Source organism: Thiothrix nivea DSM 5205, assembly GCF_000260135.1.
GTDB lineage: Bacteria > Pseudomonadota > Gammaproteobacteria > Thiotrichales > Thiotrichaceae > Thiothrix > Thiothrix nivea.
In genome coordinates this window covers 2,696,394-2,714,407 of the sequence record NZ_JH651384.1, presented here as the reverse complement: position 1 = coordinate 2,714,407, position 18,014 = coordinate 2,696,394, and the positions used below count along the sequence as shown (strand labels likewise).

Below are 18,014 nucleotides of genomic sequence, written 5' to 3'. Positions count from 1 at the left end.
CCGTCAGAATCATCCTCTGCCAATTTATTGATTTACATGGTAACCATCTCGCGCATACATACCTGTTGTTTTACCACCCTCCACCTAACGCCTTGTATAACCTCACCGTATCAGAAAGAATCAACTGCTTGTTTTCTAGCACGGCCATTTCTGTCGCCAACAAACTTCTTCCTGATTCGAACACCTCAAGCTGTGATACCATCCCTTCACGCAATTGCTCGTTCACTGTCCCTGCCACTGAACGTAATTCTGCAAGCTGGGCCAGTAACTCTTTACGCTGTTGTTTGTGGCTCTCCAAATTAACCAATGCGTTCTCAACATCTTGATAAGCCTTGATAACCACACTGCGGTACTCCTCTCTAGCCACTTTGGTTTCAGCCTCGCTGACTTTTAGCCTTGTATTGACAGCAGGATCAAAAATGGGAATATCCAGCGAAGGCAAAATACCAACAGTAAATGACTTGAGCAGGTCAGACAGTTTGAAACTGGCACTGCCTGCGCGGCCAGTCAGGCCAAAACTCGGCAAGCGCGCCAGCTTAGCCTCGGCAGTCAGGTTATAGGCGCGAAGTACCCGATATTCGGCTGCAACGATATCAGGTCTGCGCATCAACAAGTCTGAAGGCAAGCCTGCGGGTACATCGATAATGGTGACATCTTGCGTCAATGTTCCTGGCGGTATACGCAAGTTCCCTGCCGGCGTTCCCAACAAGGTAGCCAGACTATTTTCCGCTATAGCCCGTAACCGTTTAATCTCCAACAAATCTTTTGACTGCTGATTAATTTCCGCCCTCTGCTGTAAAACACGTGTATTCTCAATCACCCCCTCTTGCTGCATACTTTCCAGGGTTTTCAGTATACGCTGCGAATCGCCCAGTACTTTTTCTTGCTGCTTTGTTTGTTCATCAAACTGTAGGATCTGGAAATAGGTTATCGCAACATCTGAAACCAAGCTCAAATAACCTGCACGCCAATCAGCCTGTGTAGCACGGACTTCCGCTTGCTGGGCCTCAACACCTTTTTTTGCCTTACCCCACAGATCCAGTTCCCAGCTCAATGAGGTAGCCGTATTGAATTGGCTTGATGAGCCGACGCCAGTGCTAGAATCAAAGCTGGCACCGGCACCAGCCCTCAATGAGGGCAAGCTTGCTGCTCGAACCTGGCCTATAGCAGCCTCTGCAGTATTTGTGCGCGCCACTAAAACCTTCAAGTCAATATTGTCGCTGACGGCCCGCTCAATCAGGTTATTCAGCTGCGCATTTCGAAAGGACTTCCACCAATTAGGGTTAGCCGTTTGCCTTGCCGATATTTTGCCAGCCCCCTCTGCGCTCCAACCTTTTTTCTCTGGAGCTGATGTTTTTTCATACTCCGTACCTTCCAGTGAGGTACAACTTACGCATAGCAAAACACCAGCCATCATGACAGGCGACAAACGTCGTTGATATCCAGTTTGTTTTCTCAAAGCAACACTCCTCACTTCTTATTTATGCTCGCAAGTACTCATGCAAACGTTTTTCGGAAGAATGCACCGGTAGAAAAAATCATTAGTGATCACTACCCATTAGTTATAATAATAATCATCCAAAAAACATATGCTTGAGGATTGATTATAGTCAAGAATAGTACATTCTTCAGAATTTCCGCCCCCACTCATCAGCATTCATTTGCCCGTTCATCCAAAATTGTCATAACGCCATTTGATCATCCTGGTAACAATTTGAAAAATAATGACAATCTACTACACTTATTGGTAGTGGCACGAATGTTGATTTCAAAGCCTGCTTGGCTTCAAGGAAGGAGGATTGACCAGCAGCGGGTTCTCAATAACTTTAGTCAGAAAACTATAAATCAGTTACTTAGGGATGTAGTCGTGTACAGAGGAGAATATCAATGAGGAAAAACGGTGACTTTTTTTGGCGATCCGCGTCCATGACTGATGTAGGGGCCAGGCGGGAACTTAACGAAGACAGCATACTTGAACGCAAAGATATGGGGTTATGGGTCGTTGCAGATGGGATGGGAGGGCATCAGTGTGGTGATGAAGCCAGTCAGTTGGTCGTTTCCATGTTGGCCGCCCTTACTTTGCATGGAACGCTGGAAGATCGGGAAAAACAAGTCATCAACACATTAAAAGGTGTGCATGGCGAGTTACAAAGACTAGCGGATGAGAAAAAAGCAGGCATTATAGGAACCACCGCTGCCGTGCTTGTTTTACATCAACAAAAGGCGAGTTGCATTTGGGTGGGCGATAGCCGAATTTATTTATCACGCTATGGTGATCTAAGGCAATTGTCGACTGACCATACACAAGTCAATGAACTGGTTAGGCTGGGTTTACTTAATGCCGAAGATGCCAAGCTGCACCCTGCGGGTCATGTGCTGACACGCGCAATCGGTGGCAATGGCATATTGGAACCTGAGATTGTCCGTTTTCCCGTGCAAATTGACGATATCTTTTTAATTTGTAGCGATGGCTTAACAGCAATGCTGGATGAATCAGAAATAGCAACCGAGCTTGGCCGATGGCCAGCCGCAATTGCCTGCACAAATTTAATGAATACAGCGCTAGCAAGGTATGCCAAAGACAATGTGAGCGTAATCGTTATCTCTGTTGACGATGTTGATGAAATGGATATGACAATGATTAATCCGGTACTTAAGCGCATATAATTTACCGTTCAGTCACAACAACCGCCTGTAAGCAGCTTTTGCAGCCAGAACCACCTGGCAGGCAATGCCAAGCCGCTTAGGGAGCAGAGTATATGTTCGATACCTCACTGTTCTGGAAGGATTTTCTGGACATATCGGAGATGATTGGTGCATGGCTGATGCGCCATGTGTTCACGGCGGAACTGATGACCCAGATAGGGATCGGCGCGGCGGGTCTGATACTGGCATTTTATGTCGGCGTGCACTTCGGGCACTGGACGTTCCAACATTTCCCCCCCACTGGAGGCAAGCATAGTGTGCGCCGGATTCTGGTCCGGGTTGCGCGGCGGCAAGCATTTCCGCTGACCTTACTGCTATGGGTGACAGGGGCTACGCTGGTTTACGAATTGCTGGGGCTGCCCCATCAGGCCCTCGACAAGATCAGCGCCCTAGCTATTGCCTGGTCGGTGAGCCGCCTGTTTTCAGCCTTCATCAGCAACCCGATCATCAGCCACTCGGTCGCCACCCTGATCTGGGGCGTAGCCGCATTACAGATTCTCGGGTATTTGCCCAGAACCATTGAGTGGTTGGACAGCATCAAGCTCAGCCGTGGCTACAAAGGGCTTAGCCTGTATGGGCTGCTTTCCTCCTTGTTTTCAGTGGCAGTTTCCCTGTGGCTGGCCATGTTTATTGCCAACCTGATCGAACGTAACCTGCACCATAATACCACCCTGAGTGCATCTACCCAGGCGTTGCTGGCCAAGATTTCCAAGGTGGTGCTACTAACACTGGCTTGCCTGATCGGGCTGAACATTGTCGGGGTGGATTTAACCGCGTTTGCGGTATTCGGTGGGGCGGTTGGCGTGGGCATAGGGTTGGGCTTGCAAAACGTGTTTTCCAACCTGATTGCCGGGTTTATCCTGTTGCTGGATAAGTCCATTAAGCCCGGCGATACCATTGTTATTGACGAACAGTACGGGCGGGTCAGCCATTTAAGCGCGCGTTACGTTTCTATTGTCACCCGCAATGGCACAGAACATTTGATCCCCAATGACGAACTCATCAATAGCAAGGTGGAAAACTGGTCATACACTGACCCCAATGTACGCCTAAAAATCCCCATCGGCATCCATTACCAGTCGGATGTCAAACAGGCTATCAACCTATGCGTGGAGGCGGCGGCAAAAGTCAGCCGGGTGCTGGAATATCCCGCGCCAGCGTGCCTACTGAAGGGCTTTGGCGATCATGCCGTCGATCTGGAGCTACGCATCTGGATACGCGACCCCATGAATGGCTGTTCTAACGTTATGAGCCAAGTGTTACTGGAGGTATGGGAGAGGTTTCAACAGCACGGCATCAAGTTTCCGTATCCGCAGCGGGATTTGCATGTGTGCAGCGTGGACGCGGAAACGGCCCGATTGTTCACGCGGCATACCCAACAGGAAAGGGGATGAGCCTTGACCCATCCCCTTGCCGCCCACCTGTTTTAGCCCGGTTAGTGTGTTTTAGTTGATATTCACATGGTACTTACGGTCTTCCCAAGTGCTTTGGCCGTGCGGATCAGACTTTACATAACCCTGATGGTCGGTATACACCCAGGAACCATGCTTCACGGATTTGAACAGGTAACGGCCACTGTATTCATCCTTGTAGACTTTGTATTGGTCTTCCTTGCCGATGTGGTTGCCGTCCGCTTTCAGGTTGTATTCGTGTTCCCAGTTGGATACATACTTGTGGTTGTAACGTGACTTCAGGCTGATCGTGCAATCATGATGCACGGTTACCTCAAAGCCATTGTCATAGCCGGTGTGATACGCCTTTAACTTGCCGTGGTCATACGGGTCAACATGCACTTCAGGTTGGTTGTAGTTGCCGAAGGTGATCCAGTTCCAATGCTGGGCATAGCACTGGTCATAGTTGTCAGGGTCGCGGCCATTCGTTTCCTTTGGCTTGTCCGGGTCAGCATGGCGGACATAGCAACCATCTTCACCCGACAGGCTGCTGCCACCGGAGGTATCGCAATGGCCGTATTCATCGTGGTGGATTTCACACACATGGTAAGTATTGTGATGGTTATCCGTATGGGTGCGGTATTCCACCCCGGTACATTCGGAATCAGATTTGCAATAGTCCTGGCACTGCCCCAGATTATGGACTTGTTTGTCTTTGCTGTCGCCATAGCCACCGTGCATGTCGCGCCAGCCACCCTTGCCGATGTAGTCAAAATCACCCGCGCTAACGGTGGAAGAAGCAGCCATCAGCAAAGCGGCGGTGGCGAAGATTGTGTTGCGAATTACAGTGTCCATGGTATCCATCCTTTAGTCATGAGGTTTGTCAGCTTGGGGAGTGGCGGTTTGTTTTGCGTCTCCCGATGACTAAAGGTTACTGGCGAATGGCGTGAGTGACGACGGTACTAAAGTATGAAAGTGCCGCTACTTGCCCCCATCACTCAATCGGCGGTTTGAACTTGAAACCGAAATGTTTCGGGTCTTCACTAATAACGGCAGCCGCCACGATATAAAAGACATAATCGTAGGTTTCCTGCGGTATCTTATAACGCTGGATGAACTTCCAGAAATTCCGCTCACGTGGGTTGTCTGGCATTTTCTTAATCAAGCCTTTAACCCGGTTATGCCCATAGTTGTAACCCGCCATCACCAGCAGGCCGGATGCCTGCGCTTCCGTGCTGTAAATATGCTTGAGGTATTTTGCCCCAGCGACGGTCGCCTTGTTAAAGTCGAAACGTTGATCCAGAGGGTCGTATTCGCGGGAACCTGCCCGAGGCCCTGGCTTCAGGCCATATTCCTGCCCGGTGCTGGCCAGGAACTGCCACGCCCCCTTGGCTATGCCATAGCGGGTTTGCGGGCCAATGGCCTGTGAATTGTAATTGCTTTCCTGGAGGGGCAGGTACATGAAACCCACCGGCAAATTCTCCTTTTGCAGGGCGCCGAGAATGACCGGGGCATAACCGTTTGTTTCCATACGTTGCATGGCATTGATAAAACGGGGGGAGTTCTGCCAGTAGCCGATATAGCGCCGCACCTCTTTGACAAACTCCGGTGGTGCTTCCAGTTCGCTTTCCCCAAAGTGGCGGGCGACCTTGAGGATAAGCTGTTCCTCGTAAGACTTTTTTCCGGGAAAGCGTAGTTTGAGGGAATTCGCTTCCTGTACGTATTGCTGGTATTTCACCCGCATATTGTTGAGTTTTTCCCGCTCCTTGGCCAAACGGAGCCGCTCCTCCTCCAGCTTGGCCCGTTCCGCAATCAGCTTCTCGCCCCGGGTCTCCTGGATGGCGGTCTCTAAAATTGCCATGTGGTCTTCCAGCCGCACCTCCGCTTGCGACAGGTTTACATCCAGCGTCTTGATGTCGTAAAACATGGCTATCGCCAGCTGGTGGGCATTGCTCAGCATCTGGTGCTGGTAGATCAGCAAACCGATGGCCAGCACCAACAGGGCTGCCGTCCCCCAAATGATTTTCCGGTAACTCCGGCGGCGCTTGCTGCGGTCTTCGTGGATCAGCGCCCGCACCATCAGGGTGTATTCGCCCGCATCCTGCGCGGCAGATTCAGCCAGCAAACGTTCCCTGAGCTGCTCCCTGGAGAGTTTCTCCGCAGACGTAGTGTTGCCCTTGCGGGAAGGGGCAGTTCGGGCAGACCCCAGTTTGGTCGTCGGCGCAGTTGCCGTAGCCCTGCCTGGGGGTTGCACTGTTGGTTTGGGCGGAGGTACAGACCCAGGGGTGGCAGGCGCTTCCAAACGCAGGAAGCAGGCTGAGTCGCCCAATTGCAAAAGCGCGGGCAGTTCCAGCCGCAGTTGTTGCCCCACCCTCTGCCCATTAATGTAAACGCCGTTGGCGCTACGGTCATACAGCCACCAGCCATCTGCCTGCCGTTTCACTTCCAGATGGAGACGGCTGACGATGGTGAGAGGAATGGCGATATCGTTGTCCGCTGCCCGCCCGGCACGGAAGCTGTCCGGGAAAAAATGGGGTTCGCCCAGTTGTGCGCCGTCATTCAGCAGGGTGACGCGCAAACCATCTTGGGCAAAACGGGTTTTATCATCTGCTGCTGCCCCACCTGCGCCGGATGGGGGCACGATGACAGTTTTGTCTTTTTCCTGCATGTTACTTGCCATTTACTGTTTCATGGCGTGCCGAAGGTAAAGGCACGCAATTAGCCCCCCAGCATCACCATAGCCTTTTCCAGGCTACGCTTCATGCGGTTAAAAGACTCACCCAAGGCAGAAATTTCCTGCGCCCCGCCTGTCTGGAACTCCGGTAAACCTTCCTCGCCCTTGCTAATCCGGTCGGCCAAGGCGGTAATCTGGTTGACCGGGCGCGACACCAGTGAATGCAGCAAGGTATTCAGGAGCAGCACAATGAAGGCAAAAATCCCCGCCAGAATCCCCATGAAGGTCATGAACGCCTGATTGGCGCGGGTAATGGGAATATCCATCGGAATGCTGACAATCTGCGCCCCCACCACTTCGTTGAGTTTCCAGCCGAAGCCATTCGCCGTGCCATACTGCTTGATCATGGTTTCCGGCGCGACATCCGGCGTGCTGTGGCATTTAAGGCAGTTCGGATCCTTGATGCGTAACGGTTTGGCGAAATACAGGGAACGCCCGGTTCCACCCTCACGTTCGCCTACCAGAAAGGTCTGTTTTTCATCATTAATGAATTGCTGGATGATGTCGCTTTCCCAGTCCACTGCCCGGTCGCGCGGATTGGTGGGATTGAGGGTAGCCTCCTTGTAGGTGTATTCCGGGTGCTGTTCACGGATGGTGTTAAACAACTGGGTGGCGGCATAGGCGGAAACCGTTTGCGGCAGGAAATTGCGCCGGTTCTGAACCTCCAGCAACGGCCTGACCTCCTTGACGGTGTAACTGCGCATAGCCAAGGCAGCCTCCATCATAATAGCGGCGCGATCCTGAATTTCATGGCGGGCATTACGCTGCAACACCGTGTGCAAGATGAAGCCCGCGATCACGAACCCCAGCAACAGCAGGGGGATCAGGAACAGGTTGAATTTGACGGCGAGTTTCATGATATGCCCTCCTTGGCGGGTGCTGCGTCTTCCGGGGGTTCGGCAATGGCACCGCACCCCTCTTGGTAGGCTTTGGTAAAACCGATCAGGCTGAACGGGATGGTTTTGACGCCTGTCGTTGGCCATGTCGGCCAGAAGCGCGCCGACACGGTGACGGAATGTCCTTTGATGAATTGCTGGGTGAGCACCTGGATGTCTTTGGCAAACACCAGGTCGGTTTCGTTGCGCACCTCATCAAACGGCAGGAATGTTTCCTGGTCTACCTGAAGGCCAATATCTTTGAACTCGGGGTCGATGCTGGACTGGGTTCTGACCACTACAGCGGTTTTGTCTACTTCCAACCATACCTTGGTATCGCCTTGCCCGTCGTTGATAGTCTGTTTGGGCGTGCTCAGCAGGCAAGCGCCATCCCCGGTGGCTTCGGGTGATGCCGCCTGCCAGTTTTCCTCCGCCCACACGCCGTGGGCAGCGAATACCAGCAGCAAGGCTGGCAGCAGACGCTTGAAATCTGTGTTCATGACTTCATCCTCCTTATGAAATCGGTGCGTTGGTTTTCGTCCGTCAACTCGGCGGCCAGCAATTGTACCAGTTGTGCCCGATTGGCGGCGCGCGGAGCCGCCCTGCGCACCAGCAAACCGGCAATTGGCCCCAGGTGGTAAGCAAGGTGGTGCTTGGCTTGCTGCAAGGCAGCCTCATCCAACCCTGGCTGGCTGGCAAATGCTGGATCCAACTGGCGGACGAGGGTGGCGGGTGCATCGGGCGTCTGGATCACCGGGTCATGGCAAGCCTTGTTGCCGCCAAAGCAGGCAGCAATCTCTGTGGTCAGTTGCATAAACCCCGGATGCCCCGGCTCCCCCTGCCACTGGCTGAGGTCAGCGGTTTGCAGGGCACGGAACCCCACCGGCGGAACCACCCCCTGATCGAGGATGACAGGAAACAATACACCTTTCTTGCGCCCCTCTTCTGCCTCTTCATACACCCAACGTGAACGCACCGAATGTTGCGACCAGACCACCACCACGCAGGCACAGGCATCCAGCTCATTGCCCAGGGTGTCGTGCCAGGTCTTGCCGGTGGAAATGGCGCGATCCCAGAACACTGCCCAGCCCTTGGCTTCCAGCGCTGTCACCAACCGCAGCAGGCGGCTTTGATCATTGTTTGCGTAACTGAGAAAAATATCGCTCATTTCCCCATCATTCCTACCCTACTGATATAATTATGCTAATACACTTAACACCATGCTAGCCTCTAACATTCAATAGGCCAAGGCTTGATGAAAATCAAGCGTGTTGACAAGTGTCATCCTAAAGGCATTCTCCCCAACTGTCACCTGAATGCCGGATGTGGATCAGAAATTCCCAAACAAACGGCAGCAGTGGCCCAGCAGAACAAGTATGAACGACATATTCCTCAGTTATACCAGCAAAGACCGTGAGCGGGTACGCCCGTTGGTTAGCGTACTGGAAGCGCAAGGCTGGTCGGTGTTCTGGGATCGCGTCATCCCAACCGGCATCCGTTGGCATGAATTGCTGGGGGCGGAACTGGACGCCAGCCGCTGCGTCGTAGTGGTCTGGACGACCAGCTCGATCCGCTCCCAATGGGTATACGAGGAGGCTGAAGAGGGCAAGCGCAAGCAAGCGTTATTCCCGGTCAAGCTGGATAATGTGCTGCCCCCACTGGGCTTCCGCAGCTTTCAGGTTGCCAACTTGTGTGACTGGCACAAGCAGCAGGATTCCCCGGCATTACAACGCCTGTTACAGGATCTGGAGGATCATTTCAGCCCATTACGCCAACGGGCTGAACAGGAACAGGCGTACACCGAAGTCGCGGCATCCCCCCGCCAGCAGGAGGAAGAACGCCAACACACTGTCTCGTTGGAAGCAGCCCGCCAGCTGGAGCAGGATCGCCAGCACGCCGAACAAACCGCCATCCAGGCAGTGGCCGCCGAACGCCAGCGGCAAACCGACGCCCGGGACACGCAAGCCCGCCTGAGACAGACGCATTACGACATTATCCGCAAGTTGGCAGAAGGCGGCATGGCCACGGTTTATTTGGCGCGTCACACCATTCTGGAACGGGAAGTCGCGCTCAAGGTCATGTCCTCCAAAATGGCTGCCACTGAAGCCCTGCGCCAGGGCTTTATCCGTGAGGCACGCATAGTCGCCCAGCTGGAGCACCCGCATATCGTACACATCTACGACGGCGGAGCCGACAACAACCTGTTTTACATGGCCATGGAACTGTTGCCCGGCGGCACCCTCAAGGAACAACTGGAATCTGGCCCCCTGCTACCCAGCGCCACGCTGGAGATTACCCGACAAATCGCCAGCGCCCTGGACTATGCCCATTCCAAAGGCTATATCCACCGTGACATCAAGCCCGCCAACATCCTGTTTCGGGCCAATGGCAACGCTGCACTGGCTGATTTTGGCATCGCCAAGCTGCAAGGCATTGTCAGCGACGCCACCCAACTGGGGCTGGTGGCAGGAACCCCATTCTACATGTCGCCGGAACAGACCCGTGGCCACGGCGTCGATGCCCGTTCTGACCTGTACAGCCTGGGTATCGTGCTGTATGAAATGCTGACAGGCTCGCGCCCTTACACCGGCAATAGCCTTGTCGCGATTGCTGGGCAACATTTAAACGCCCCCATCCCCCAACTCACCGGTGACAACGCCCACTACCAACCGATACTGGAAAAGCTGCTGGCAAAACAGCCTGCTGACAGGTTTGCCTCCGCTGCCGACCTGCTGGAAGCATTAGCAAAACTGCCGGTCACAACACCCGCCATAGATCAGCACCCGCCTGCCTCCACGTTGATTACGCCGTCCCGGAAAACCTCTTCCCCACCCTCATTGCCAGATACCCCGCCTGCGGGCAGGCATGGTGCATGGCTGGCAGGTCTCGTGGCGCTGGCGAGCATGGGGACTGTAGGCGGTTATTACCTGTTCAATCTCCAGCAACAAGAGCAAGTCACGGCCCAGCTTGCCCAGCAACAGGCGGAGGAAAACCGCCAGCGGCAGGCACAAATCAGCCAACACCTGCAACAAGCCGGGCAACGTGAACAACAACAGGCACTGTTTGACCACAGCTTCTGGAGTGGTGGCTGCCGCGCCCTGTTGGAAGACAAATTTGGCCGTTATAACGCCCTGGATAGCGCCGAATGGCATTACCGGCAGGCCATGACGCTTGACGCCTCCAACACCGAGGCATTCAAACAATTGGAAAAACTGGAGCAGCACCGCAAGGCCGAGTTTTCAGATTGCGACACTTACCAGCGTGCGAAGTAGCTGTGTGCCGGGTGCGGTAGTGACAGCAGGAACAGCAAGGAAGCAACGAATGGATTCTACCCTCACCCATAAAATCCACACCGAGCAGGTCAAACGCCTTTACCATAATTTCGGCGTCATCATTCCCGGCAACCTGTTCGTCGGCCTGATGGTGGTGGTGATGGCATGGGGGAAAGGCGACCGCCTGTACCTCAGCCTGTGGTATCTGCTGATGCTGGCGGTGCTGTCCTGGCGCTATTACGATTCCCGCCAGTTTGCCCAGCAGATGATTACAGAAACGCCTGCCCTGTGCCATTGGGAGCGGCATTTCACCCTCGGCAGCGGCCTGACCGGCGCATTATGGGGCGTGGTGTTCTGGCTGGCCTTCCTGCCCGAACACCCGCAACTGATCCTGTTCGTGGTGTGCATTTACGCGGGGCTGATGTCGGCTGGCGGAGCCACCAGCTCGGCGCGGATGCCGGCCTTCATCGCCTTTGCCCTGCCTGCCTCCATCCCCATCATTGTCAGCATGATCCGCGCAGGCAGTTTTACCTACGTGTTCATGGGCATGATCTGCTTTGTGTTCATGCTCACCAGCATGATCGTGGCGGCGATGCACAGCCGCACCACCCGCGAATCCATCCGCTTGCGGTTTGAAAACCTCGACCTGATCACCAGCCTGGGGCAGGAAAAAGAACGCGCCGAAACCAACCAGGCCATTGCCGAGCAAGCTGTGGTCGCCAAGGACAAGTTCCTCGCCGCCGCCAGCCACGACCTGCGCCAGCCGCTGCACGCACAAAGCCTGTACCTGGACGCCATCGAACCGCACGTCAAAACTACCGGCCAAACCGCGCTGGAAGCCCTGCGCAAAACCAACGAAGCGCTGGCCAACCTGTTCAACAGCCTGCTGGACGTGTCGCGCCTGAACGCGGGCAGCATCGACATCCAGCGCGGCCATCTGCACCTGCACGACATGGCGCAAGCCCTGTACGAGGAACACCAGCCGCGCGCCGCCGAAAAAGGCTTGCAACTGCACTGCGATTGCCCGCCACTGACGGTGCACACCGACCCCATCCTGCTGGAACGGATCGTGCGTAACCTGCTCTCCAACGCCATCCGCTATACCCGCGAGGGCAACATTTCCCTCACCTGCCGCCAGCAGGACGCCGATACGGTCAGTATCACCGTCAGCGACACTGGCGTCGGCATTCCCAAAGAGGAATTGGACAACATCTTCACCGAGTATTACCAGCTCAATAATACGGAACGCGACCGCAATAAAGGGCTGGGGCTGGGCCTTTCCATCGTCAACAAGCTGTGCGATTTGCTGGATATTGGCCTGACCTGCGAGTCCGAACCTGGCAAAGGCTCCACTTTCACCCTAAGCGTGCTGGCAGGCGACGCGCGCTTGGTCAACCCGGTGGCCAACCAGCCTGCCCCCATCATCCAGTTACACAAAACCGTGCTGGTGGTGGATGACGAGCAGGATATTCTCAGCGGCACCGAATTTTTGCTGAAGGAATGGGGTTGCACAGTGGTGACGGGTGAATCGGCGGCGGAATTGCTGGCAAAGCTGCGCCAGCACCCGGTGACGCCTGACCTGATCCTGGCGGATTACCGACTGCGCGATAACCTGACCGGGGTCGGCGCGGTGGCGGACATCCGCGCCTTTTACGGCAAGCCGGTTCCCGCCGTCATCATCACCGGCGACACCAGCCCGGCGATTTTGCAGGAAGTGCGTGACAGCGGGCTGTTCCTGATGCACAAGCCGATCGCGCCCGCCAAGCTGCGCGCGGCCCTGCACCAGATGGCGGCGTTTACGGAAGCTTAGAGGCGTCTGAAAACCCTATTGTCAATCCGCGACTAGTTCCACCTATCCCTTGTTGGCTATCTGCCTATCCCCTCAGGTTGTGCAATGCAATATAGGAAAAGCGCGTCGCCCGGCTGGCCTGCGCGGGCGGCAAACACGTTTCCTACAACCGCGCCATTTACGTCGGCCTGAATGCCCGCCGTGGCGCAGCCATGGTCGGCGGCGGCAAGGGTTGCGCCTAGGGCTGCCTCAGCATCGGCCATTGCGTCGATGTCTGCCCCAAACATTTGTTGCCATAATGGCAACAAAATATTATGGTCAATGTTATGCAGATAGTATTTAGGAAAACCCAATGGCCACTGTTATCGACGCTGAAAATAAAACCGAACGGGTAGTCAGCCGTGTGACGCCCGATGTGAAAGCCCTGTTGACGCAGGCGGCTTCGTGGGCGGGTTTTTCTTCCATCAACCAGTTCATGGTGCATTCGGCCATGCAGGAGGCGGAGCGTATCCTGCGTCAGGAACAGGTAATTCAGCTTTCGCCACGTGATACACAGGCGTTTCTGGATGCGTTGGAGAATCCCCCCAAACCCAATGCCGCGCTACTGAAAGCCGCCAAACGTTATCGTGTCACTGTTACCAGCGCATGACGGCTGGCAATCCACTCAGCATTGTCATGCTGGCTCCCCAGCATGACCGCAGTGCTTTTGATTGTGGTCAGGATGATCTGAACCGTTACCTGCAACAGGTTGCCAGCCAGCATCAGAAAAAGCAGGTTTCCAGAACGTGGGTTGCTGTCCGCCCCTCGGAGCCGGAACGTATTGTGGGGTTTTACACCACGACGTTGGCGGAAATTTCTGCGGAATATTTCAATCCCAAAGACCTGAAAAAGTTGCCGAAAACGAGCTTGCCCGTGGCGCGTTTGTCCCGGTTGGCTGTTGGCCAGCAGTATCAGGGGCAGCACATCGGGCAACGTTTGCTGATTGATGCGATAGTGCGGACAGCACGTTTGCTGGAGGACTTTGCCGTGGTGGGGATGGTGGTTGATGCCAAGGATGAAGCAGTTTCCCGATACTACCAGCATTTCGGGTTCGTGCCCTGGCAGGATGATGCGCTGAAGCTTTACATGCCTGCGCAGGCGTTATTGGATGTGTATGCGGCGGTTATTGGGGAATAGAGCTGATGGCTTGCTGTAGCTCTGCGAGTTCCTGGTCGCGGCGGTGGTAGCCGGTTTCCTGGATCAGTTTGGCGGCTGCCTGCACATGATTTGCGGCTGACAATTCGGCTTGCGCCGAAGAAACCCCTCCCGGCCTCCCCTTATCAGGGGAGGGGCGTTCTTGCACAGCAGTGGCAGAAGCGTCTTGTTCCTCCCCTGATAAGGGGAGGTTAGGAGGGGTTTCTTCCTCCGCCAACAACAGCCGCGCCATCTCCAAATGCCCATCCGTCAAATGCAGCCGCATCCCGCTGCCGTTTGCGATGTCGAACACTTCCTGCAAGTCCTGCCGGGCAAGGTCAGTTTGGTTAATGTGGCGATAAAGTGTTGATCGGGTTAGCAAACCGCGCGGCAAATGGTCTTGATTGCCTGCTTCACGTAATGAAATCAGCGCAGACTCCAACCATTTGTTAGCCTCCCCCAATTGAGCTTGCAGCAAACTTAGCCGCCCCAATATCAGCCTGGCTAATCCAATATACAAAGGGTTGGGGGTAGTAGCTTCAGCAATTTCAAGGGCGTAATGGGCGCGCTCAAGCACCTCGCCAAACTGATTTTCTTCCAGTAGTAATTCGGAATACCGGAAGCCAGACAGGGAATGAAGGAAGCGGTATTGGGAGTCATAATCGTGTTGCAGTTTTTCGGCTTCGATAAAGTGTTCACGCGCTTCCTTTGTCCTGCCTGCCTGATGCAAAGTCCGGGCGAAAATGGAAACGTTTTCCAAACGCCGGACAAATTTGGGGTCTGGGTGATTAACGCCCTTTTCAGCATTTCTTAAAGCCGTTTTTACATTCCCCAAAGTCAGGTAGGGTTCGATCAGGTTACTGGCGGTAATGGCGATTTGCTTGGGGTCATTTAATTGCTCGTAACGCTTTAAGGCGGCGGTGAAAGGTTTGATGGCTTCCCGGATGCGCCCCAAAGCCCGCAGGCGATGCCCTGCTGTCCGGAGTACGCTGGCCTGGCTCCAGATGTCCAGTTCCTCAGCAGGAATTTCCCAGGGCTTCTGGAAGAAATGGATCAGGTTGGAAAGGTCGTCTCCGCAAGCGCCTTTCTTGGCCAGATAGTAGGTTTTTTCCCGGCTGATACGTTTCCAGTAAATCTCGGTAAAGGCTTGTTGGTACAGACCCGCCAGGCAACCATGTTCTACTGCGCGGAACAGGGGGTACATGTCTTCCAGCGTTTCTGGCTGTTCCTCGTCAGGTAATGACCGGTAGTAGTTGTAGAGCTCCGCATGTGCACGCTGCCACGCATCCGGCCAGGTTTCCCGTAACTGTTTACCGAAGTATTCCCGGATCAGTGGGTGGCAATCAAACTGTTCTGCATTGCCTTCATGCTCAAACAGCAGGGAGTGGTCATTGCGCAGGGTATCAATGGCTTCCAGCCAGTCATCTTCGGAAATATCGGTGGTGAGGTTGGGGATGTTGGCATCCCACAATACCTGCATGACATCTTTCCCGATAGGCTGGTCGAATAGCCCAAGCAGGTACAGCAGTGCCAATTCCGGTGCACCCGCGAACCAGTCTTCATAAGCCTGCATCACTTTGAAAGCGTGGCGATTGTCCTTGTTACCTGCTGCCTTAGTTAATATCCTGATATTGTCGCGCTGACGCACATCACCTTCATGACGGATGCGCAAGGCATTGCCCAGCAGGCTAAGCGCCAGGGCATTGCAGCCATAGGCTTTCACAGCACGCATCAAGGCTATTTCTGTTCCTTTGACGCCTAGCGATATGAGTAATTTTACGCCATCTTCTAAAGCCAGATTTTGCAGGCTTCTGGAGGTTACGTGGGCGCGATCGCTAAGTTCATGTACGGCAATGCGCGTGGTGATAATGCATAGTGTATTGTTGTCAGTGGCAAGACTTTTCAACAGCGCCCGCATTGCCCGGTCTTTCAGCTCGCCGCGCATTTCCGATTTGGCGTGTTGCAGAGGTTCCAGGCCGTCCAATACCAGAGTACAGCTGTGCTTCCGTAGTAAATCGGCTAGGTATTCTCCCTTCTCTTCTTCGGTAATAAATTCTGTTCGGGCAGCGCTGAGCTTGGAAAAAGCATAGATGAAAAATGGGGTAGCAGAGACTTGTTTGTTATCGGAAATGCCTTGTGAATAAAACGACCAAGTTAGTCTCGTACCTATGTCTTCAGTATTATCCAGCCAATGGCGCAGGAGTTTGGTTTTGCCCGTGCCTCCAGGTGCAATAAACTGGAGGATGTGAGTGTGCTGATTTTTCCAGGCTTTATCCAATAGTGCCAGCTCATCTTTCCTCCCAAAAAATTCGCCTTTGACGGTGGGCAGGCGGTCGGGATGGATGCTGGGTTGTATTTTTCTGGATGGGCCAGGTTTTTTGCCCGTAATACCCCAAATCAGCCTGTCGATCAGTTCCGGCGTAATACCCGAACGCATGTCGATGTAGGTCAGCGTTCTCAGAAATGGCGGTAATTTGGGTTGTTCATAATCACCGGGCAGCAAAACAGGAATGACCGGAATTCCGTTGTCGACCGCTTCAATCAGTAGAGCTTCTATTTCTTTGCGTTCCCAGGAGCCGACTCCGTTGCTGCCAACAAATGCGCCCGCGCTTTTGCAATTGCAGAGAGCGGCTTCAAGTAAAGTCATCCAGCTTATGCCCGGTTGCAACTCTTCCTCGTCCAGCCACGCGGATAATCCTTTTTCTTCCAATAATTGCCTGATTTCACGGATAGCTGGTTTATCCGCACTGTTATGGGAAAGAAAAATATCGAACTGCTGATCCATTACAAAACCTTGGGGAATGGTTACTTATGGCTGTCGTCATCATACCGTTTATCGACTATTTTGTCCGTTCTGTTCTTTATCCCTTACTCTCCGCGCTCCCGACACAGGAACCGCTAGTGAGGGATTCCAAATGCCCCGTTTTTGCTCCTATTTCCGAGCAAATTCGTAAAAAGCCATCTACCCGACTGATAATAAATAGGATTCCATGCACCTCCCCGGTGCGTTGAATATCCATTTCTATCCCTTTTCGGTTATCCCCCTATCCCTTCAGGTTGTGCGTCGCACCATAAAAACTTGACAAACATCATTAGTGCGCCGCACAAAATATTAGTAACGTGAATGTCATATTCAGGATCGCAGGACATTCACGTGCTTAACACCATTTTCACAGCCGACATGGCCGTGGCGCTAGGCTATATGCTCGCATTAGGGGTAACCCTAGCCATCTTGCTGGCCATCGCCAACCGTTTCCTGTTCGTGTTTGAAGACCCACGTATTGACGAAGTGGATTCTGCCCTGCCGCACGCCAACTGCGGCGCGTGTGGCGAGCCGGGTTGCCGGGTATTCGCGGAAAAACTGGTAGCTGGTGCAGTCAGCCCCGGCCAATGCACGGTGAATGCGGCGGAAAACAATGTCGCCATCGCCAACTTCCTCGGCGTCGATCTGGGCAGCCAGGAAAAGCGCGTCGCGCGGCTGGCCTGCGCTGGCGGCCAGCACGTTTCCTACAACCGCGCTATTTACGTCGGCCTGAATTCCTGCCGGGGCGCGGCCATGGTCGGCGGCGGCGGCAAGGGCTGCGCCTGGGGCTGTCTCGGCATCGGCGACTGCGCCAACGTCTGCGAATTCGGCGCGATTACCATGGACAAAAACGGCCTGCCGGTCGTTGACACAGACAAATGCACCGCCTGCGGCGATTGCGTCGATGTCTGCCCCAAACATTTATTCGAACTACATCCAATCAGCCACCAGCTATGGGTGGCGTGTAAAAACCTGCACCACGGTGAAGAAGCGGAAGCCGAATGCGAAGTGGCCTGCACCGCCTGCGAGCGCTGCGCAAACGACTCTCCCGAAGGCTTGATAACGATCAGGGACAACCTGGCAACCATTGACTACAGCAAAAACGCACTGGCCTCCCGCGTCAGCATCCAGCGTTGCCCCACCGGGGCGATCGTGTGGCTGAACCGCAAAGGGGAGACCGAAAAAGGCCAGAAGGCAAAAGCCGTCATTAGAAAACAGGCTTTGCCGGTCGTCCGTGTATAACCGTTTAACTTCTCACCCGTAGAGGCAGT

The 18,014-nt window shown here is 54.2% G+C and carries 15 protein-coding genes; 7 read left to right on the top strand and 8 right to left on the bottom strand.

All coding sequences use genetic code 11. The features are described 5' to 3' along the window. Window positions 1–70: 70 nt before the first annotated feature. On the bottom strand, window positions 71–1,459 hold the full coding sequence (locus THINI_RS13580) for an efflux transporter outer membrane subunit (protein WP_211206985.1): 1,389 nt from the start codon (window positions 1,457–1,459) through the stop codon (window positions 71–73). A gap of 428 nt (window positions 1,460–1,887) precedes the next feature. Here THINI_RS13580 and THINI_RS13575 point away from each other — a divergent pair, with 428 nt between their 5' ends. Further along, on the top strand, window positions 1,888–2,667 hold the full coding sequence (locus THINI_RS13575) for a PP2C family protein-serine/threonine phosphatase (protein WP_002709144.1): 780 nt from the start codon (window positions 1,888–1,890) through the stop codon (window positions 2,665–2,667). A 92-nt stretch (window positions 2,668–2,759) separates the two neighbouring features. Continuing rightward, window positions 2,760–4,100, top strand: a complete 1,341-nt coding sequence (locus THINI_RS13570; protein WP_002709143.1) for a mechanosensitive ion channel family protein — start codon at window positions 2,760–2,762, stop codon at window positions 4,098–4,100. A gap of 51 nt (window positions 4,101–4,151) precedes the next feature. On the opposite strand, the gene THINI_RS13565 is transcribed toward THINI_RS13570, so the two are convergent. The 5 genes from THINI_RS13565 to THINI_RS13545 all read right to left on the bottom strand — a co-directional run bounded on the left by THINI_RS13565 (window position 4,152) and on the right by THINI_RS13545 (window position 8,874). Next, the gene (locus THINI_RS13565) at window positions 4,152–4,952 is read right to left on the bottom strand and encodes a hypothetical protein (protein ID WP_002709142.1); all 801 of its coding nucleotides are present in this window, start codon (window positions 4,950–4,952) and stop codon (window positions 4,152–4,154) included. A gap of 139 nt (window positions 4,953–5,091) precedes the next feature. Beyond that, a complete protein-coding gene (locus THINI_RS13560; RefSeq protein ID WP_211206984.1) occupies window positions 5,092–6,777 on the bottom strand; it encodes a transglycosylase SLT domain-containing protein in 1,686 nt (561 codons plus the stop codon). Between the two features lie 38 nt (window positions 6,778–6,815). Continuing rightward, the gene (locus THINI_RS13555; RefSeq protein WP_002709140.1) at window positions 6,816–7,688 is read right to left on the bottom strand and encodes a c-type heme family protein; all 873 of its coding nucleotides are present in this window, start codon (window positions 7,686–7,688) and stop codon (window positions 6,816–6,818) included. Then, window positions 7,685–8,206: a hypothetical protein gene (locus THINI_RS13550; RefSeq protein WP_002709139.1), complete on the bottom strand. Its 522-nt coding sequence runs from the start codon at window positions 8,204–8,206 to the stop codon at window positions 7,685–7,687. Before THINI_RS13550 ends, THINI_RS13555 begins: the two co-directional genes overlap by 4 nt. Further along, a complete protein-coding gene (locus THINI_RS13545; RefSeq protein ID WP_002709138.1) occupies window positions 8,203–8,874 on the bottom strand; it encodes a toll/interleukin-1 receptor domain-containing protein in 672 nt (223 codons plus the stop codon). Before THINI_RS13545 ends, THINI_RS13550 begins: the two co-directional genes overlap by 4 nt. 208 nt (window positions 8,875–9,082) lie before the next feature. Here THINI_RS13545 and THINI_RS13540 point away from each other — a divergent pair, with 208 nt between their 5' ends. Both THINI_RS13540 and THINI_RS13535 read left to right on the top strand, forming a co-directional pair. Beyond that, complete coding sequence (locus THINI_RS13540; RefSeq protein WP_002709137.1) at window positions 9,083–10,978, top strand: protein kinase domain-containing protein; 1,896 nt, start codon at window positions 9,083–9,085, stop codon at window positions 10,976–10,978. 49 nt (window positions 10,979–11,027) lie between these two features. After that, window positions 11,028–12,788 (top strand): ATP-binding response regulator, encoded by a 1,761-nt coding sequence (locus THINI_RS13535; RefSeq protein WP_002709136.1) that lies wholly within the window; start codon window positions 11,028–11,030, stop codon window positions 12,786–12,788. Between the two features lie 56 nt (window positions 12,789–12,844). Here the strand turns inward: THINI_RS13535 and THINI_RS26035 are convergent, their stop codons facing one another. Beyond that, window positions 12,845–13,054 carry a hypothetical protein gene (locus tag THINI_RS26035; RefSeq protein ID WP_050988053.1) on the bottom strand — a complete coding sequence of 70 codons (210 nt, stop codon included), beginning with the start codon at window positions 13,052–13,054 and terminating at the stop codon, window positions 12,845–12,847. Between the two features lie 65 nt (window positions 13,055–13,119). On the opposite strand from THINI_RS26035, the gene THINI_RS13530 reads away from it, so the two are divergent. Both THINI_RS13530 and THINI_RS13525 read left to right on the top strand, forming a co-directional pair. Continuing rightward, window positions 13,120–13,416 carry a type II toxin-antitoxin system TacA family antitoxin gene (locus THINI_RS13530; RefSeq protein WP_002709135.1) on the top strand — a complete coding sequence of 99 codons (297 nt, stop codon included), beginning with the start codon at window positions 13,120–13,122 and terminating at the stop codon, window positions 13,414–13,416. Further along, window positions 13,413–13,943 carry a GNAT family N-acetyltransferase gene (locus tag THINI_RS13525; protein ID WP_002709134.1) on the top strand — a complete coding sequence of 177 codons (531 nt, stop codon included), beginning with the start codon at window positions 13,413–13,415 and terminating at the stop codon, window positions 13,941–13,943. The genes THINI_RS13530 and THINI_RS13525 overlap by 4 nt, the downstream gene beginning before the upstream one ends. On the opposite strand, the gene THINI_RS23515 is transcribed toward THINI_RS13525, so the two are convergent. Further along, complete coding sequence (locus THINI_RS23515; protein ID WP_002709133.1) at window positions 13,930–16,725, bottom strand: toll/interleukin-1 receptor domain-containing protein; 2,796 nt, start codon at window positions 16,723–16,725, stop codon at window positions 13,930–13,932. The two genes, THINI_RS13525 and THINI_RS23515, sit on opposite strands and share 14 nt — an antisense overlap. Window positions 16,726–17,094: 369 nt before the next feature. Here THINI_RS23515 and THINI_RS13515 point away from each other — a divergent pair, with 369 nt between their 5' ends. Continuing rightward, window positions 17,095–17,985 (top strand): RnfABCDGE type electron transport complex subunit B, encoded by an 891-nt coding sequence (locus THINI_RS13515; protein ID WP_002709132.1) that lies wholly within the window; start codon window positions 17,095–17,097, stop codon window positions 17,983–17,985. Window positions 17,986–18,014 lie beyond the last annotated feature (29 nt).

What these genes read in the sequence shown, in the direction of transcription:
- THINI_RS13575 (WP_002709144.1), top strand. Translation starts at nt 1,888, where the DNA reads ATGAGGAAAAACGGTGACTTTTTTTGGCGATCCGCGTCCATGACTGAT.
- THINI_RS13570 (WP_002709143.1), top strand. Translation starts at nt 2,760, where the DNA reads ATGTTCGATACCTCACTGTTCTGGAAGGATTTTCTGGACATATCGGAG.
- THINI_RS13565 (WP_002709142.1), bottom strand. Translation starts at nt 4,952, where the DNA reads ATGGACACTGTAATTCGCAACACAATCTTCGCCACCGCCGCTTTGCTG.
- THINI_RS13560 (WP_211206984.1), bottom strand. Translation starts at nt 6,777, where the DNA reads ATGGCAAGTAACATGCAGGAAAAAGACAAAACTGTCATCGTGCCCCCA.
- THINI_RS13555 (WP_002709140.1), bottom strand. Translation starts at nt 7,688, where the DNA reads ATGAAACTCGCCGTCAAATTCAACCTGTTCCTGATCCCCCTGCTGTTG.
- THINI_RS13550 (WP_002709139.1), bottom strand. Translation starts at nt 8,206, where the DNA reads ATGAACACAGATTTCAAGCGTCTGCTGCCAGCCTTGCTGCTGGTATTC.
- THINI_RS13545 (WP_002709138.1), bottom strand. Translation starts at nt 8,874, where the DNA reads ATGAGCGATATTTTTCTCAGTTACGCAAACAATGATCAAAGCCGCCTG.
- THINI_RS13540 (WP_002709137.1), top strand. Translation starts at nt 9,083, where the DNA reads ATGAACGACATATTCCTCAGTTATACCAGCAAAGACCGTGAGCGGGTA.
- THINI_RS13535 (WP_002709136.1), top strand. Translation starts at nt 11,028, where the DNA reads ATGGATTCTACCCTCACCCATAAAATCCACACCGAGCAGGTCAAACGC.
- THINI_RS26035 (WP_050988053.1), bottom strand. Translation starts at nt 13,054, where the DNA reads ATGTTTGGGGCAGACATCGACGCAATGGCCGATGCTGAGGCAGCCCTA.
- THINI_RS13530 (WP_002709135.1), top strand. Translation starts at nt 13,120, where the DNA reads ATGGCCACTGTTATCGACGCTGAAAATAAAACCGAACGGGTAGTCAGC.
- THINI_RS13525 (WP_002709134.1), top strand. Translation starts at nt 13,413, where the DNA reads ATGACGGCTGGCAATCCACTCAGCATTGTCATGCTGGCTCCCCAGCAT.
- THINI_RS23515 (WP_002709133.1), bottom strand. Translation starts at nt 16,725, where the DNA reads ATGGATCAGCAGTTCGATATTTTTCTTTCCCATAACAGTGCGGATAAA.